The 14,985-nt window shown below is 50.4% G+C and carries 13 protein-coding genes; 7 read left to right on the forward strand and 6 right to left on the reverse strand.

The window, feature by feature from the left end:
- The first annotated feature begins 352 nt into the window (after positions 1 to 352).
- Complete coding sequence (locus OIK42_RS14515; protein WP_273641753.1) at positions 353 to 3,412, forward strand: TonB-dependent receptor; 3,060 nt, start codon at positions 353 to 355, stop codon at positions 3,410 to 3,412.
- Positions 3,413 to 3,519: 107 nt separating this feature from the next.
- Here the strand turns inward: OIK42_RS14515 and OIK42_RS14520 are convergent, their stop codons facing one another.
- Entirely contained in the window at positions 3,520 to 3,888 is a 369-nt protein-coding gene (locus tag OIK42_RS14520; protein WP_273641754.1) for a VOC family protein, read from the reverse strand.
- Between the two features lie 205 nt (positions 3,889 to 4,093).
- Here OIK42_RS14520 and OIK42_RS14525 point away from each other — a divergent pair, with 205 nt between their 5' ends.
- Positions 4,094 to 4,327 carry a FeoA family protein gene (locus tag OIK42_RS14525; RefSeq protein WP_273641755.1) on the forward strand — a complete coding sequence of 78 codons (234 nt, stop codon included), beginning with the start codon at positions 4,094 to 4,096 and terminating at the stop codon, positions 4,325 to 4,327.
- A 38-nt stretch (positions 4,328 to 4,365) separates the two neighbouring features.
- Positions 4,366 to 6,189, forward strand: coding sequence for a ferrous iron transporter B (gene feoB, locus OIK42_RS14530; protein ID WP_273641756.1), 1,824 nt, complete (start codon positions 4,366 to 4,368; stop codon positions 6,187 to 6,189).
- A gap of 50 nt (positions 6,190 to 6,239) precedes the next feature.
- Here feoB and OIK42_RS14535 read toward each other — a convergent pair whose 3' ends face one another.
- From OIK42_RS14535 to OIK42_RS14555, 5 genes are all read right to left on the reverse strand, one after another.
- The gene (locus OIK42_RS14535; protein ID WP_273641757.1) at positions 6,240 to 7,418 is read right to left on the reverse strand and encodes a heme biosynthesis HemY N-terminal domain-containing protein; all 1,179 of its coding nucleotides are present in this window, start codon (positions 7,416 to 7,418) and stop codon (positions 6,240 to 6,242) included.
- Entirely contained in the window at positions 7,415 to 8,611 is a 1,197-nt protein-coding gene (locus tag OIK42_RS14540; protein ID WP_273641758.1) for a uroporphyrinogen-III C-methyltransferase, read from the reverse strand. The genes OIK42_RS14535 and OIK42_RS14540 overlap by 4 nt, the downstream gene beginning before the upstream one ends.
- 3 nt (positions 8,612 to 8,614) lie before the next feature.
- Entirely contained in the window at positions 8,615 to 9,328 is a 714-nt protein-coding gene (locus OIK42_RS14545) for a uroporphyrinogen-III synthase (protein ID WP_273641759.1), read from the reverse strand.
- A gap of 2 nt (positions 9,329 to 9,330) precedes the next feature.
- Positions 9,331 to 10,260 (reverse strand): hydroxymethylbilane synthase, encoded by a 930-nt coding sequence (gene hemC / locus OIK42_RS14550; protein ID WP_273641760.1) that lies wholly within the window; start codon positions 10,258 to 10,260, stop codon positions 9,331 to 9,333.
- 156 nt (positions 10,261 to 10,416) lie between these two features.
- The gene (locus tag OIK42_RS14555; RefSeq protein ID WP_273641761.1) at positions 10,417 to 11,085 is read right to left on the reverse strand and encodes an alpha/beta hydrolase; all 669 of its coding nucleotides are present in this window, start codon (positions 11,083 to 11,085) and stop codon (positions 10,417 to 10,419) included.
- A 174-nt stretch (positions 11,086 to 11,259) separates the two neighbouring features.
- Between OIK42_RS14555 and gmk the strand changes: the two genes are divergently transcribed.
- The 4 genes from gmk to ridA all read left to right on the forward strand — a co-directional run bounded on the left by gmk (position 11,260) and on the right by ridA (position 14,928).
- Positions 11,260 to 11,901 carry a guanylate kinase gene (gmk, locus tag OIK42_RS14560; RefSeq protein ID WP_273641762.1) on the forward strand — a complete coding sequence of 214 codons (642 nt, stop codon included), beginning with the start codon at positions 11,260 to 11,262 and terminating at the stop codon, positions 11,899 to 11,901.
- A gap of 84 nt (positions 11,902 to 11,985) precedes the next feature.
- Positions 11,986 to 12,258, forward strand: coding sequence for a DNA-directed RNA polymerase subunit omega (rpoZ, locus tag OIK42_RS14565; RefSeq protein WP_273641763.1), 273 nt, complete (start codon positions 11,986 to 11,988; stop codon positions 12,256 to 12,258).
- Positions 12,259 to 12,406: 148 nt separating this feature from the next.
- On the forward strand, positions 12,407 to 14,515 hold the full coding sequence (gene spoT / locus OIK42_RS14570) for a bifunctional GTP diphosphokinase/guanosine-3',5'-bis pyrophosphate 3'-pyrophosphohydrolase (protein WP_273641764.1): 2,109 nt from the start codon (positions 12,407 to 12,409) through the stop codon (positions 14,513 to 14,515).
- A gap of 26 nt (positions 14,516 to 14,541) precedes the next feature.
- The gene (gene ridA, locus OIK42_RS14575; protein ID WP_273641765.1) at positions 14,542 to 14,928 is read left to right on the forward strand and encodes a deaminase RidA; all 387 of its coding nucleotides are present in this window, start codon (positions 14,542 to 14,544) and stop codon (positions 14,926 to 14,928) included.
- Positions 14,929 to 14,985: the final 57 nt, after the last annotated feature.

A 14,985-nucleotide genomic window follows, 5' to 3' on the forward strand; every position in this document is an offset into this window, starting at 1 on the left:
CATAAAAGTGTATAAAAAGTCTACTATCTATACTCGTTAGGCATATAGGTAAAGATGCCTATCTTACTTTTCGTTTAATTCTAACTGCATGTTTTTTATTCATATATGCAATGCCTTCCCTGGTTGAAAAGTTGATTTTTATGATCTTAAGGGGTAGTCATACGCTGGCCTTTTATTAAAGAGGAATAAATATACTAAATGCAGTAAAATTACACTTGTTTTGATATAAAATATTTCAAAAAAAAGGAATATTGAGAAAAAATTATTCTTGACGTGTGCGTGCCCAGTGGGTTAAATGTTGAACATAAGTGGTAATTTAGCCACATTAATAACAGCAACAGGGGTCACACTCATGAATAAGGAACTCACGTCATTAAAAGCGTGTTTTGCCGGTCGCTATCTCGCCGGAGAAGTGCGCCGGGCAATACGCCAATCCTGGCAAAATCGTTCAACTTCCACCGCGGCCGTGATGTTCGCCGGTGCCGTTGCAGCCGGCATCTGTGCGCCAGTGCAAGCGCAACAAATTACCGGCTCTATTAAAGGGCAGGTGACAGCACCGGATGGCAGTGTTGTGATAAGTGGCGTGGAAGTGGTAGCCACCAGTGATGTTATGCCAAAGCCAAGACGGGCCACCACGCGTGCCGATGGTACCTTTACGCTAAACTTCCTGCTTCCGGGTGACTATGATGTGGTCTTTACCTTTGCTGATGGTTCAGTGCGTAAAACCACTACAAGGGTAATGCTGGAGCAATCATCGGTGGTGAATCTGGCCTATGAAGCCTCTAACCAAGAAGTCATCGAAATTTACGGCTCGGCCATTGTTACCGAAGGCGACTCGTCACTGACTAACTCTTTCGGTGAAGACGTGATCGCTAATATGCCGATCGGGCAGTCATACCGTGATATGCTTAAAATTCTGCCCGGCGTGGAATACAGTGAGAATAGTACACTAGGCCCGTCAGCCGGTGGTTCTGGTGTTGATAACAGCTATGCCCTTGATGGTGTGGACTTATCCTTACCCATGTTTGGTAACTTATCGTCTGAGCCGGCTACCCACGATATCGCGTATGTGTCGGTGGATCGTGGTGGTGCCAAAGCCGTTGGCTTTAATCGCTCTGGTGGCTTTGTGGTAAACTCTGCCAGTAAATCCGGTACCAACGAATTACATGCCAGCGTTGAATATCGTCTGCAAAACGCTAATTTTACTGCCACGCCAGTGGATGGCGTGATCAGTGATGTCGACAGAAGCTGGACTACCCTTTCCGTAAGTGGTCCAATCTTAAAAGACCAGCTATTCTTTTATGGCTCATATTTCCGCCCGGAAGTGACGGGCGAAAACAAAGTGACAGCCTATGGCCCGGCAAAAGCCTTCAAGAGCGTGCGGGATGAGTTTTTCGGTAAGGTAACCTGGGCACCTACTGACGATATTTTGTTAAATGTCAGTCAACGCGTATCAGACCGCGAAGTAGATGGCAGTTCCATCGGAGAATTTGAAACTGATAGTGTTTCTCTTGGGGCAGAAAACAAAACCCGAATCACCAGTATAGATGGTTCCTGGCTATTAGGTGATGTATCGAGTCTGAGTTTTAAATACGCCAAATATTCCGAGGATGGTAGCTCAGCACCGGATGTTGCGCTGGATGTTGTACCTTTACTGGGCGGTTCACTGGATATCAATAATTTAGATCAAATGGGTTACTTTGGTGTGCCCAGTATCCGTGATTACCCCGATGACGCAACACCAGAGGAAATCGCCGCTATCGATGCCTTTAATGCTGGCGCTGCCCCGTTGATCGCGCAGTTAGGCTATATCGGTGAGGATGGTGAACGACGTGGCGGCGGTGGTGTAGGCGCTTATCAAACTATCAACAACCAGGACTTTGCTCGCGAGTCATTCCAGGTAGAATTCGACACCGAGATTTATTCTGGAGATATGACCCACTTCCTTCATTTCGGGGCAAAATGGTCTGAACTTAGAGAAGATGTTTCCCGTTTATCCAATGGCTGGGGCTCAATCAGCTACGTTGGTGGTTTGGGTGCCGATGGTGGCGAAACGGATTTGACCAATGTGTTCTATGAAGCGTCTATTCAGCAAATGAGCTTCGTACAAGATGGTGAGACGGTGCCACCGATTACGTCATTTGCAGAATCGATAGATATTGAGATCAACGATGAAATTGAGCACGGCGACTTTACCTACAACATTGGCGTGGTTATCAGTCGGGATACGATGTACGGACAGGGCCTGCGTGAAAACAGCAGCAATGTGTCTGGCTATGAACTGGCGCCCGGTGAAAAGTACGAAATGTACAAAACCGATTGGAAAGACATGGTACAGCCGCGCTTAGGTGTTACCTGGGAATATGAACAGTCCTCTACCGTATTTGCCAACTATGCCAGCTATAATCCCAATGCCAGTTCACTGGCGCGGGCCGCATCCTGGGATCGTAATACCCAACGCGAATTACTCGTTCGTTTTGATCAAAATGGAGATTTTGTGGATGCCGACGGTGCACCGGGTTCTTCGGGTAAATTCTTTGCTGATAACATGCGTCCGCGCCGTATCGATGAATACACCATCGGAACAACTAAGTTCGTGACAAACGAGCTATTTTTGCGCTCGCACTTACGTTATCGCTATGCCAGCCATTTCTGGGAAGATATGCCTAATGGAGCACGCTTATATGGTGACTACGGTGACTTTGGCGGTGTGCCGGACAACATTGCAGCCTTAGGTGAATACATTCCTAATCTAGGCGCCATGCGCGACGAAGTTGGCGGTTCTTCTTATGTTATTGCCGAAGTTGACGGCGGCCAGACCAAATACTGGGAATGGAGTATGGAAGCGGAGTACCAGGCAGATAGATGGTACGTCAACGCCTCTTATGTATGGAGTCATTACTACGGTAACTTCGACCAGGACAACACCACAGCCGGTAACGATGCCAATACCTTTATCGGCTCATCTTTCTATGGTGACGGAAGAGGCCGCATGGTATGGGATAACCGCTACGGTAAAATGATTGGTGATAAGCCGCATAAGCTTAAAGTGATCAGCACCTACACCGCCGATTGGGATGGGGTGTTTGGTGCCTACTTTGTGTTCCAGTCGGGCGAAGCCTGGACTGCCTGGGATGGCACGCCGTATGGTTACTCGTCGGGTACCAGCCGCTTTGCTGAGCCTGCGGGGAGCCGCCGTGGCGCCAGTCACTGGCAGGTGGATTTAAGCTATACGCAAAACTGGGAGTTTATGGAAGGGTATACCGCGCGCTTCCGTGCTGACATCTTCAATGCCTTCAATAAACAAACCGGTTATAACTACAACCCTTATGTAGTGTCTGAGTTGTTCGGTCAGGCGCGAGACTTTTATAACCCACGCCGGGTTCAACTGGCGGTGGGTGTGAAATTCTAAGTTCCGTATAAACCTCGTTGACTCACGATGGTTGAGCCACCTCATTTGAGGTGGCTTTTTTTATGGCTGCATGAAAACTCTATGCGAATAGGGTGAGGCCGAGAAGATTAAGCCATGCAGAAGCAATTTATCTTATTGCCGTCTAAATCACGAAAATAAGCGCAATAGTAAGCCTCCATACGCACGCCGGGTTCGCCCTCATCAGTGGCCCCTAACTCAATGGCCTTGGCATACAGTGCCTTGACCTGATCGGGGTTGGCGGCCGCCAGCGCAATCATAGTGCCGTTACCTGCGGTAGCGGGTTTTTCATCATAGGGTGTGGCAATGGCAAACATGGGTGCCTGGGGGTTATTACCCCACGACACCATGCGCGGAAAATCGAGTATGCGCCGGGCGTCCATTATGCTGAACAGTGCGTCATAAAATGCACCGGCCTTTGCAATGTCGTTGGTTCCCACAGTGGTATAAGCGAGCATAAACAGTCCTTAAGATCGTTGGTTGGAAAGATAAAAACACAATCACCTTTCTTATATCACTTATGTATGAGGGCTTAAAAGCTTTGTTGCTGGTTTGGCAGGCTATTTTCTGTTAGTCTAAATAGGAATGATTGTTATTTAGTGGTGCGTTGTAACACAGTGCACCGTTGTTTGCTGGCAGTTGCCACTATTGGGTGTGTTTATTATGACATTATGGGAATTAGGCAAAGCAAAAACTGCCGCTGTCGATAGCATTGACACCTCGCTGAATCAACAGATAGTTGCCCGCCTGTGTGAGATGGGTATTGCGTCAGGCCGATTAATCCAGTGTGTCCGACGCGGACCCTTAGGCGGCCCGATGGTGGTCCAACTCGGCGGCAGCGTATTTGCGATGGAGCAGGACTTAGCCGCTCGCATCAGGATTTCTCCAACCGACTAGCCGCTCAGCGCTGGTTTAATTTCAGGATAGCTGTATTCATGCAACGCATTTTAATGGTAGGTAAACCCAACTGTGGTAAGAGTTTACTGTTCAACCAACTCACTGGTCTTCGCCAAAAGGTCGCTAATTACCCAGGCATCACGGTGGAAGTTACCCGTGGCCAATGTGATCAATACGAACTGGTTGATTTACCCGGCACGTATTCACTAAACGGCCTGACCAGCGACGAAACCATTGCCGTTGACGAGATAAAACGTTCAGTGCAGGAGGAGTCTACCTCCATGGTGCTGGTGGTGCTTGATGCCACCCGGCTCGCCCAGAGTCTGGTCATGGGATTGCAGGTGCAGCGTCTGGCTTTCGAAAACAATAAGCCAGTGATGTTTGCCCTGAACTTTATCGACGAAGTAAAACGCGTGGGTGAAACCATCGACACCGACGGCTTGTCGGCAGCGTTAGGCAGCCCGGTATTACCTTTGTCGGCGCGCTCGCTGGATGGGCTTCATGAATTTAAGCAAGCCTTACTGAGTATGGCTGGCGAGCCGCAGCAGCCGGATCTGGCACACTCCACCCCCAACGATAAGGCTGCAGAGCGCAGTCAGCAACTGGCAAAAGACTTCGGTATTCAGCACGACATTGTGCTGAGAAACCAAAATACCATTGATAGCTTTATGCTCAATAACTGGACTGGCGGACTGATTTTCATTGCCGTTATGTTTGTGTTATTTCAGAGTATTTTTACCCTGGCCACGCCGCTTATGGATGGCGTTGAAAGCTTTATTGAAACCCTTGCCGGTGGTGTCAGTGCAGTGACCGCAGAGGGCGTTGTTCACGACTTTCTGCACGATGCTATTTTTGGTGGCTTCGGTTCGTTTTTGGTGTTTGTACCGCAAATAATGGTACTTACCCTGATCATCGGATTACTAGAAGACTCAGGCTATCTTGCCCGTGCCGCCTTGATGTGTCACCGGCCGCTGAGCTTTTTTGGCTTGTCGGGGCGCAGTTTTATTCCCTACCTTTCTGGCCATGCCTGCGCTATTCCGGCCATTATGGCGGCGCGCACCATTGAGTCGCCGCACAAGCGTTTGATCACCATGCTGACGATTCCGCTCATGTCATGTTCGGCGCGCTTGCCGGTTTATGCCTTATTGGTTGCTGTGCTGGTGCCCGCCGATGGTACCTTTTTAGGTATCTTTAATTTGCAGGGCGCGGCGTTCTTTGGCTTGTATTTTTTCGGTATTTTTATGGCCCTGGTGGTCAGTCAGATTTTAAACCGGTTTTTACCGCGCGATCTCGAGTCTACCGATATGCCTTTTATACTCGAGCTGCCGACCTATCGTCTGCCTCACTGGAAACCGCTGTTTCAGCGCGTTATAAAAAGTGGTGTGCAGTTTATTAAACGCGCCGGGCCAATCATATTTATGGTGTCTGTGGGCATTTGGGTACTGGGTTACTTCCCGCTCAACTCAACACTGCAAACTTCCTGGTTAGGCCAGCTAGGTCATATCATAGAGCCTGTTTTTGCGCCCATGGGGCTGGACTGGCGTTATGGAGTGGCTATTTTAATGTCGTTCCTGGCTCGTGAGGTCTTTGTGGGCGCGCTCGGAACCTTATTTGGTATGGATGGCGCCGATGAAGATGTCGCCGGGCTCGCTGAGCGCGTACAGGCAGATGGCCTGGCACCAGAGGCAGGTATTGGCCTGATGTTGTTTTACGTGGTGGCCCTGCAGTGCGTGGCAACGGTAGCCATGCTCAAGGGCGAAAGTGGCAGCGCTAAGCTGTCCTGGGGGCTTTATGTTGCATACGGCGTGCTGGCCTACGTGATAGCCGTAATAGCGAATCAAACCCTGGGTGGGTTTTTCTGACCGTAGCTGACACTGAGCCAGCCAGCCTGGCGGCTGGCTGACTGTACCTGTTACGCCTGGGTGTCGTCAGTAAGGCCCTGCTTGTAATAGGCCATGGCCGACTCATGCTTGTTGGCCTTTTCGTTAAGCTCAGCCAGCAGCAACCAGCCTTCCTGTGTGGGGTGCAGTTTCATTGCCTTTTGCAGCGCTTTATCGGCCAGAGTTAAATCGCCGGCATGGTAGGCAACATACCCTAATACGCTATACAGCTCGGCGTTTTGTTCATCGGCTTTAATCCACTTCTCCAGCGCTTGTACCGTAGGAGCTGGATTCGGTAAGCGCAATGATTTAAACAACGGCAATAACTCTGCTACCGGCCCGCGTTTTTGCCAGTTGAGCAATACAGTTTGTGCTTCCTGGTGCATGCCCTGAGCCAGCAGTTGCTCAGCATAGGCCGCCTGATAGCCAACATCATTGCGTTGCTTACGCGGTAACTCATCCCAAAACAGTTTAAGTTGAATGGCCCCCTGTTTGCTGGCCACTTCGGCCAACCGCCCTTGCGCTATTTGCTTAGACCAAATGGCGTAATCGCTACCCAGCGCTTTTTTATAACCACCAAGTTCTTGCTCCAGCTGTGCCCATTGGCCGCTTTCTGCCAGTGCCTGTACGCGTAGCTTTATTGCCGGCACCGATTTACGTTGTTTTTCGTCGAGGTTGCTCAGTTCTTTTAATGCTTTGTCCGGCTCATTGCCGGCCAGCGCCATGCGTGCCAGCGTGACCCTCGCAGCCAGCGCTGAATGGGGAAATTCGGCCGCTTCGTTGAGCTTGCGCTCAGCGGTATCCTGGCGCTCCCGCGCCACGGCTGCCTGCGCAGCTACTAAAAAATTTACCCCATCAAAGTCGCCGCTTTCTGTTTGCTCCGCGGCTTTGGTTGCGCCATCCCAATCGCCTTCGGCCAAAGCCTGTATGCTGCGATAAAAAGCGCGTTGCTGCTTACGCCGTGAGCGGCTGCCAAACCAGCTGCCAGAACGTCGGGTGAACTTAACGGTTCGGCCCACCAGTGTGCTGATAATGAACCAGGCGCAGGCTGCGACAAACAGCATGATACCCAATGCCACCACACTGGTTTCGATAACAAAATTGCCCATCTGAATGAGCACATAGCCTTTGTCACCCACCAGGGAGGGCGCGGCAATCATGGCTATCAGGCAAACGGCAACCAGTACCAGCAAATAAATCAGTTTTTTCATAGCGCGCTAGCTCCTTCACCAAATACGCGCTTCACCCGACTGCCAAGCAATGCCTCAAGGGCTGCCTGCGAACTTAACTCAGTGGGGACTTCTTTGCTGATGTCGGTATTTTGTAACTGCTCCAGGCCCTTAAGAAAACCTGTCACGGTACTGGCATTCTGCACGTAGTCATTGATAACTACGGTTCTGGCCCGTTCAATAGCTGCTAAATACAGCGTTTGCTGGCTGGCCAGGGCTGCGCTCTGGGCTTGTTGCAGAGCCAGTTTAATTTGCTCGCGGGAAAGCCATTGTTGCTGGGCAGTCATTAGTGGTTCAACCGGGGTGTCGCGGTATTCGACGCGGATAAAATCGTCCACAATTGCGTGCCACACATTGAGCAGGTTTTGTTGCCAGTCACTGGCCGAATCGCTGACTTCCTGGCGGCTTAATTGGTTTTCTTCCTTAGGCGTAATAATAGCCAGATTATCAACCTGCTTTACCAGCCCGTCTAATGCCAATGCCACCGATACCTGTGATACCGGGTTAACTTGCTGTAGCCGTTGAATATCTTCGGCAATTAAGGCACGAACCGGCAGCACTGACGGGTCGGCCAGAGATTGGAGCCGCGCGTCAGCGTTCCCGAGCAGCATAATGGCGGTACGAACGTCCTGTTCAAGCCAGATCTTACGTCCTGCCATGCGCACCAGATAATCGGCTTCGGCAATTAACCAGTCGGTGGGGCGGCGGCCATCTAATTCCTGAATTTGTGCCAGTGCGCCTTGCAGTTGGTTGTCGAGCTGTTGCAGAGTTTGTTGCTGCTGTTGTTCGTTACCCGCGAGTTGTTCGGTGGTTGCGGCCTGCTGAGTAACCTGCTGTTCAAAGGATTGGAGCTGGCGATTGAACTGACTTTCTTTTTGCGCCAGCTGGCTGGTCATGTCGGTGCGCAACGTATCTAGTTTACTCTGGGTTACGCTGTGTTGATTAAAATACCAGTAGCCGCCATAGGCACCGACACCCAATAACGCTAAATTACATAGCGTTACCAGCCATAACAAGCCGGTTTTACCGCCACCGCCGGGTTTGCCGGGCTCTTTAGGTTTTGCGCCATGAGTGGGGGCAGTATCACGCTTGCTGGCACTGCTGTGCGGTTCAGCTTTGGTGTTGCTGGGCAATGATTTGGATTGCTCAGATTGTGGTTGTTGCTGGTCGGCCATTCGTTACTCCCAATTCTGCTGTATCCATTCAATGAGCGCTTCATTACTCGCTTTGGGGCAAATGTAAACGTGCCTGATGCCTTGCTCGTGAAGCTGTTGCGCTATGCGCTCACTGACCGTTAACCATCGGTATGTTGCTAACGGTTGGGTGTTAAATTCATTTATTAATGCTTGGGCCTGCTCGCCACTCGTGGCAATAATGCCGTGTATTTCAGACCAACGGGGTGCCTGACTAAATACTGGTGCATTTAACGGTACACGTTGGTAGAGATCAATCACACTGAGCCGGGCGCCTCGGTTTTGTAGTTCGTGGTTAATAGCATGGCGTCCGCCTTTACCCTTTAATAACAAAATGCGCTGATCGGCGCAATCTTTCAGGGATGGCAAAGCTAATACGCCCTCTGAATTTTCTTGTTCTGGTACCACGGTGGACAACCCTGCCTGCGCAAACAGATGAGCTGTACTTTGCCCCACAGTAATCAACTGACAGCGGGATAGTAATGGCAAACAGTGCGTTAATAATGGCTGGGCGGCGGCGGTACTGGTAACGATTAATGTGCTGTGTGGATTCGCCGTCAGCCATTGGGTTAATGTAAGTATAGCATGGTCGATGACCTGAATATCCTGCAGCGCCACAACACTTGCGCAAAGGCCGTGATTAGCAAACGCATCTGAGGTTGCTGCTAATTTAGGTAACGGCCGGGTTATCAGATACATAGTTACTGGTGTAACGCCTGCAAAATTTCGCCGGCGCCCTGCGCTAACAGGGATTCGGCTACCTCTGTGCCGATGGCCACAGCGTCGTCGCGTTGACCCTGCACGGTCCCATATAACAAGGTTTTACCGTCGGCGGACCCCACCATGCCGGTGAGCGAGAGCATGTCACCCTGCAGCGTAGCAAAACTGCCGATGGGGACCTGACAGCCACCGTCGAGGCGTTCGTTCATGGCCCGTTCGGCAATCACCCGGGTGGCGGTATCGGTGTGGTTAAGGGCTGCCAGTAAGTGTATGAGTTCGGCATCGTCGTTGCGGCATTCAATGCCGACAGCACCCTGTCCAACCGCTGGCAGCGATTGCGTATGGGGAATTTGCGACGTTATACGTTCACCCATACCTAAGCGGATAAGCCCGGCGCAGGCTAAAATAATCGCATCGTAGTGGTTGGCATCAAGCTTTGCCAGCCGGGTATTTACGTTACCGCGCAGATCCTTAATGACCAAATCCGGCCGCATATGCTTTAACTGACACTGACGGCGCAGACTGCTGGTACCCACTACTGCGCCCTCGGGGAGTTGCTCAATGCTGGCATAACGGTTCGACACAAAGGCATCGAAGGGGTTTTCCCGCGGGCAAATGGCATGCAAACCAAATTCAGCCGGAAACGCCACCGGTACGTCTTTCATTGAGTGAACGGCAATGTCGGCACGCCCTTCCAGCATGGCAATTTCAAGCTCTTTAATAAACAAGCCTTTGCCGCCAATTTTTGCCAGTGGCGTGTCTAAAATACGGTCGCCCTGGGTCGACATTGGCACCAGTTCAACCGTCACTTGCGGATGGTGTTTTATGAGTTGTGCCTGAACATACTCGGCTTGCCACATTGCCAGGGCACTTTTGCGCGTGGCTATTCGGATAGTGCGGGAAGACTTCACTGCAATATTCGCCTTTAATTTGTTTCATCACCATTGAGGCGACATTAAAAGCTAAATTGTAAACGATTTTTTAGCCCGTGTTGATCTTTGTCGGTGCAGCGGCGGCTAAATTTGCCGCCGCCGGGTGGTTTGTGTGTTAGTTGCCAGCGGCGACGTTTAACCCAGTCTTTCCTGTAACCACTGGCTGATGGCTTTGAGCTCGGCCATACAGACGTTGTGTTGCATAGGATAGGTGTGCCAACTGACGTCATAGTTGTTGGCCTGCAAGGTTTGGTATGCAGCTTGCCCCATGGCGACAGGCACCACATTATCCTGCTCTCCATGGGCCATAAAAATGGGCGTTTTGGCGTTGGCGGAATCGGCCTGTTCGGCCAGTAAAGACGGCTCAGACATATAGGTAGACAGCCCCATAATACCGCCCAGAGTCTTATTAAAGCGTGGCCCGAGGTGCAAAGCAATAACGCCGCCCTGGGAGAACCCTGCCAGTAGAATTTTGCTGGCAGGTACGCCATTGGCGATTTCGGCCTCGATTAACTGCGTGACCAGCCCGGCCGATTCGTGCACACCCGCTGAGTCGGCGCGTTTATCGAAGTCCATCGACTTTATGTCGTACCACGCGCGCATGCGCATGCCACCGTTAATGGTCACCGCGCGTTCCGGGGCGTGGGGAAACACAAAGCGTATACCCAGTTCTTCGGGTAATTTTAACTCCGGTACAATGGGCGCAAATCCATGGCCAGAATCGCCCAGACCATGCAACCAGATAACCGTTGATTTAATTTCGCCGGGGGGATTAGATTCGATATACGTTAGTGCACTGCTCATTGAACGAAAGTTTCCTTGATGTTATTCAGCACGAATAATAATAAACCTACCACTGTGTTACACCGCCGACAACTACAAGCGGCACGCTTTATGAATCTTTATGTCGGCACCATCTATGCTAAACTTGCGCAAAATATATAAAAATAATTCAACGCAACACTAAAGAGCCACCGTATGACATCGAAATTAGGAAATCTGTTTATTTTGGCTGCCCCTTCTGGTGCGGGTAAGTCGAGCCTTATCAAAGCACTGCTATCCCGCGAGCCTGATGCACAGTCAAACCCCAAACAGGTTTCGGTATCGCATACTACCCGCGCGCCACGTCCGGGCGAAGTCGACGGTGAACATTATCATTTTGTCAGTCGTGAGGCCTTCGAAGCGTTGATAGAACAACAGGCGTTTTTTGAATACGCAGAGGTGTTTGGCAATTATTATGGCACCTCACGTATTACCATTGAGCAAACCCTGCACCGCGGGATAGACGTCTTCTTGGATATCGACTGGCAAGGCGCCAGGCAGGTAAAGGCGTTAATGCCGGATACCTGCGGCATTTTTATTTTGCCGCCGTCGAAACCCTGCTTGCAGGAACGCCTGGAAAAACGCGGCCAGGATGAGCAAAGTGTTATTGCCAAACGGATGGCCGAAGCGGTGTCCGAAATGTCGCACTACAGCGAATTTGATTATGTGTTGGTAAACGATGAGTTTTCGGCGACCTTGCAGGACCTCAACAGCATTGTTGAGGCACAGCGCCTGCGCACCGCTAAGCAGCAAGCGCGCCACCAGTTGCTGATCGACAGTTTATTGTCGGCAGAGTAAATTTAGTACTACACAATTGATAGTGGCTTGTTGTATACTACGCGGCCATTTTTTTAAATATTATTGTTCAATTCGGAGATTTTCATGGCTCGCGTAACAGTCGAAGATGCAGTAGATAAAATTGGTAACCGTTTTGACCTGGTGTTGGTTGCTGCACGTCGTGCCCGCCAAATCGCCACTGAAGGCAAAGATCCTATGGTTGATGTGGGCAATGATAAGCCTACCGTTACCGCGCTGCGTGAAATTGAACAAGGCCTGGTAACGCTTGAAACATTAGAGCAGGACGAATTACGTGATCAGCAAGATGCCGAACATGCAGAGTTTGCATCGGTCGCCAATATCCTGTCTGACCAGTAATTGCGAAAACATCGATTAGCCTGCGTAAGCGCTAATTGACGACGCCAGTGTATCTTTGATCAGAAACACTGGCGTTTTTCGTTGGAAACCTGCTCATTTCACCGTATCCTTAAAAAATGCTTGAAATTATTGGAAATACGCAGCAAACGTGTATCTGTTTGAAGGGTTAAAACATAAGATTAGCGAATACTTGCCGCCTGAACGGGTTCAACTCGTGCAGGACGCTTTTGTATTGGCCCATGAAGCTCACGACGGGCAAATGCGCTCCAGTGGCGACCCCTACATAACCCACCCGGTGGCGGTCACCAGTATTCTGGCCGACATGCACCTTGACCACGAAACCCTCATGGCAGCCTTGCTGCATGACGTGATAGAAGACACCCACTATAGTCAGGAAGATCTGGCCGATGCCTTTGGCAAAACCGTGGCTGATCTGGTGGAAGGGGTGAGCAAACTCGATAAAATTGCCTTTAGCAGCAAGCAGGAAGCCCAGGCCGAGAACTTCCGCAAGATGATGATGGCGATGGTGCAGGATATTCGGGTGATTCTCATCAAATTGGCCGACCGAACTCACAATATGCGCACCCTCGGGTCATTGCGGCCTGACAAACGCCGCCGTATTGCCCTTGAAACCCTGGAAATCTATTCGCCAATCGCCCATCGACTGGGTATCCATGAAATCAAAAATGAACTTGAGGATCTGGGTTTTCAGGCCATGTACCCAATGCGCCACCGTGCCCTTAAGTCGGCGGTTAAACAGGCGCGGGGAAATCGTAAGGAAATTATCGAGAATATCCGTCAGGAACTGGCGACCCGTTTAGCAGAATACGCTATCGAATCGACCGTGGTAGGGCGCGAAAAGCATTTGTACTCCATTTACCGCAAAATGAAGAACAAAGAAAAGATGTTCAACGAAGTGATGGATATCTATGCGTTTCGTATTGTGGTGAATTCGGTGGACGATTGTTATCGCTCGTTAGGTGCCATGCATGGTTTATTTAAACCTATTGAAACGCGGTTTAAAGACTACATTGCCATACCGCGCACCAACGGCTATCAGTCGCTGCACACCTCGTTGGTGGGCCCCCATGGTATTCCGGTTGAGGTGCAAATTCGCACCCATGCCATGGACCAGATGGCCGATAAAGGCGTGGCAGCACACTGGCTGTATAAGGAGTCCAGTGATGACACCACGGCCCAGTTGCGTGCCCGCAAGTGGATGCAATCGTTACTCGAGCTGCAGCAAAGTGCCAGTTCATCATTTGAATTTATTGAGAGCGTAAAAACCGATTTATTCCCTGACGAAATTTACGTGTTTACGCCGGATGGCCGTATTATTGAATTACCAGCCGGTGCCACCGCGGTTGACTTTGCCTACGCGGTGCATTCTGATATTGGCAATACCTGTGTTGGGGTGCGCGTGGAGCGGCGTAACTTTAGTCTGAGTAAACCGCTGCAAAACGGTCAGACGGTGGAAATTATCACCTCGCCACGGGCAAAACCCAATGCCAACTGGTTGAACTTTGTAGTGAGTGCCAGAGCGCGCACACGTATTCGCCAATACTTACGTAAACAGCGCTCCAAAGAAGCGCTGAATATGGGTAACCGCTTACTTCGCCATGCCTTAGGCGTGGTAAAGCTGGACGATATCAGCCAGCAGGACGTGGATCGCGTCGTAACCGAAACCAAACACGACTCTTTCGACGACTTGCTCATTGATATTGGCTTAGGCAACGAACTCAGCGCCATTGTTGCACGGCGTCTGCTCGGTGATACAGAAGACTTACCGGAAAGAAAAGGCAATGTGGCCATTCGCGGCACTGAAGGTTTGCTGGTCACCTATGCTCGCTGTTGCCACCCTATCCCCGACGATGAGATAGTGTCGGTATTGAGCCCGGGTAAAGGCATGACAATTCACCAAACCGGCTGCCCGAATATTCGTAAGCTGGCTAAAGAAGAGCCACATCGGGTGCTCAGCATGACCTGGGACAGCGAACCGCAGGGCGAATTTAAAGCGTCATTGCGCATTGAGTTAATTAATCACCAGGGAACGCTGGCCAATTTAACCAACAATATTTCAGCGTGTGACTCAAATATTATTGGCCTGCAAACCGAAGAAAAAGAAAGCAACATCTACTTTGTAGACATTGAGTTAACTACTTATAACCGGGTACATCTGGCCAATGTGATGCGTAAGATCCGCACCATGCCAGAGGTACAGCGCGTGTCACGACACAGTCAGTCGCGCCATCATTAATTTATTTTTTTCAAACAGGATTCAACATGGCAAAGTCAATTATTCAAACAGATAAAGCGCCAGCGGCAATTGGCACTTACAGCCAGGCAGTAAAAGCCGGTACTACGGTCTATTTATCGGGCCAGATCCCACTGGTACCTGAAACCATGGAACTGGTATCACAGGATTTTGCTGAGCAGGCGACCCAGGTGTTTGAAAACCTCAGTGCGGTATGTGAAGCAGCTGGCGGTAAGGTTAACGACCTGGTAAAAGTGAATATCTATTTGCTTGATCTGGGCCATTTTGCAACGGTCAACGAGATCATGGCGAAGTATTTCTCTAAGCCTTATCCGGCTCGCGCTGCCATTGGTATTAAAGAATTACCTAAAGGCGCGCAAATCGAAATCGATGGTGTGATGGAATTACCAGAGTAAGCTACGCCGTTTTTCGATAGCTGTAGTGAAAGAAAAAGACCCCACGCCGGGTCTTTT

The organism is Alteromonas gilva, assembly GCF_028595265.1.
GTDB classification, from domain to species: domain Bacteria; phylum Pseudomonadota; class Gammaproteobacteria; order Enterobacterales; family Alteromonadaceae; genus Alteromonas; species Alteromonas gilva.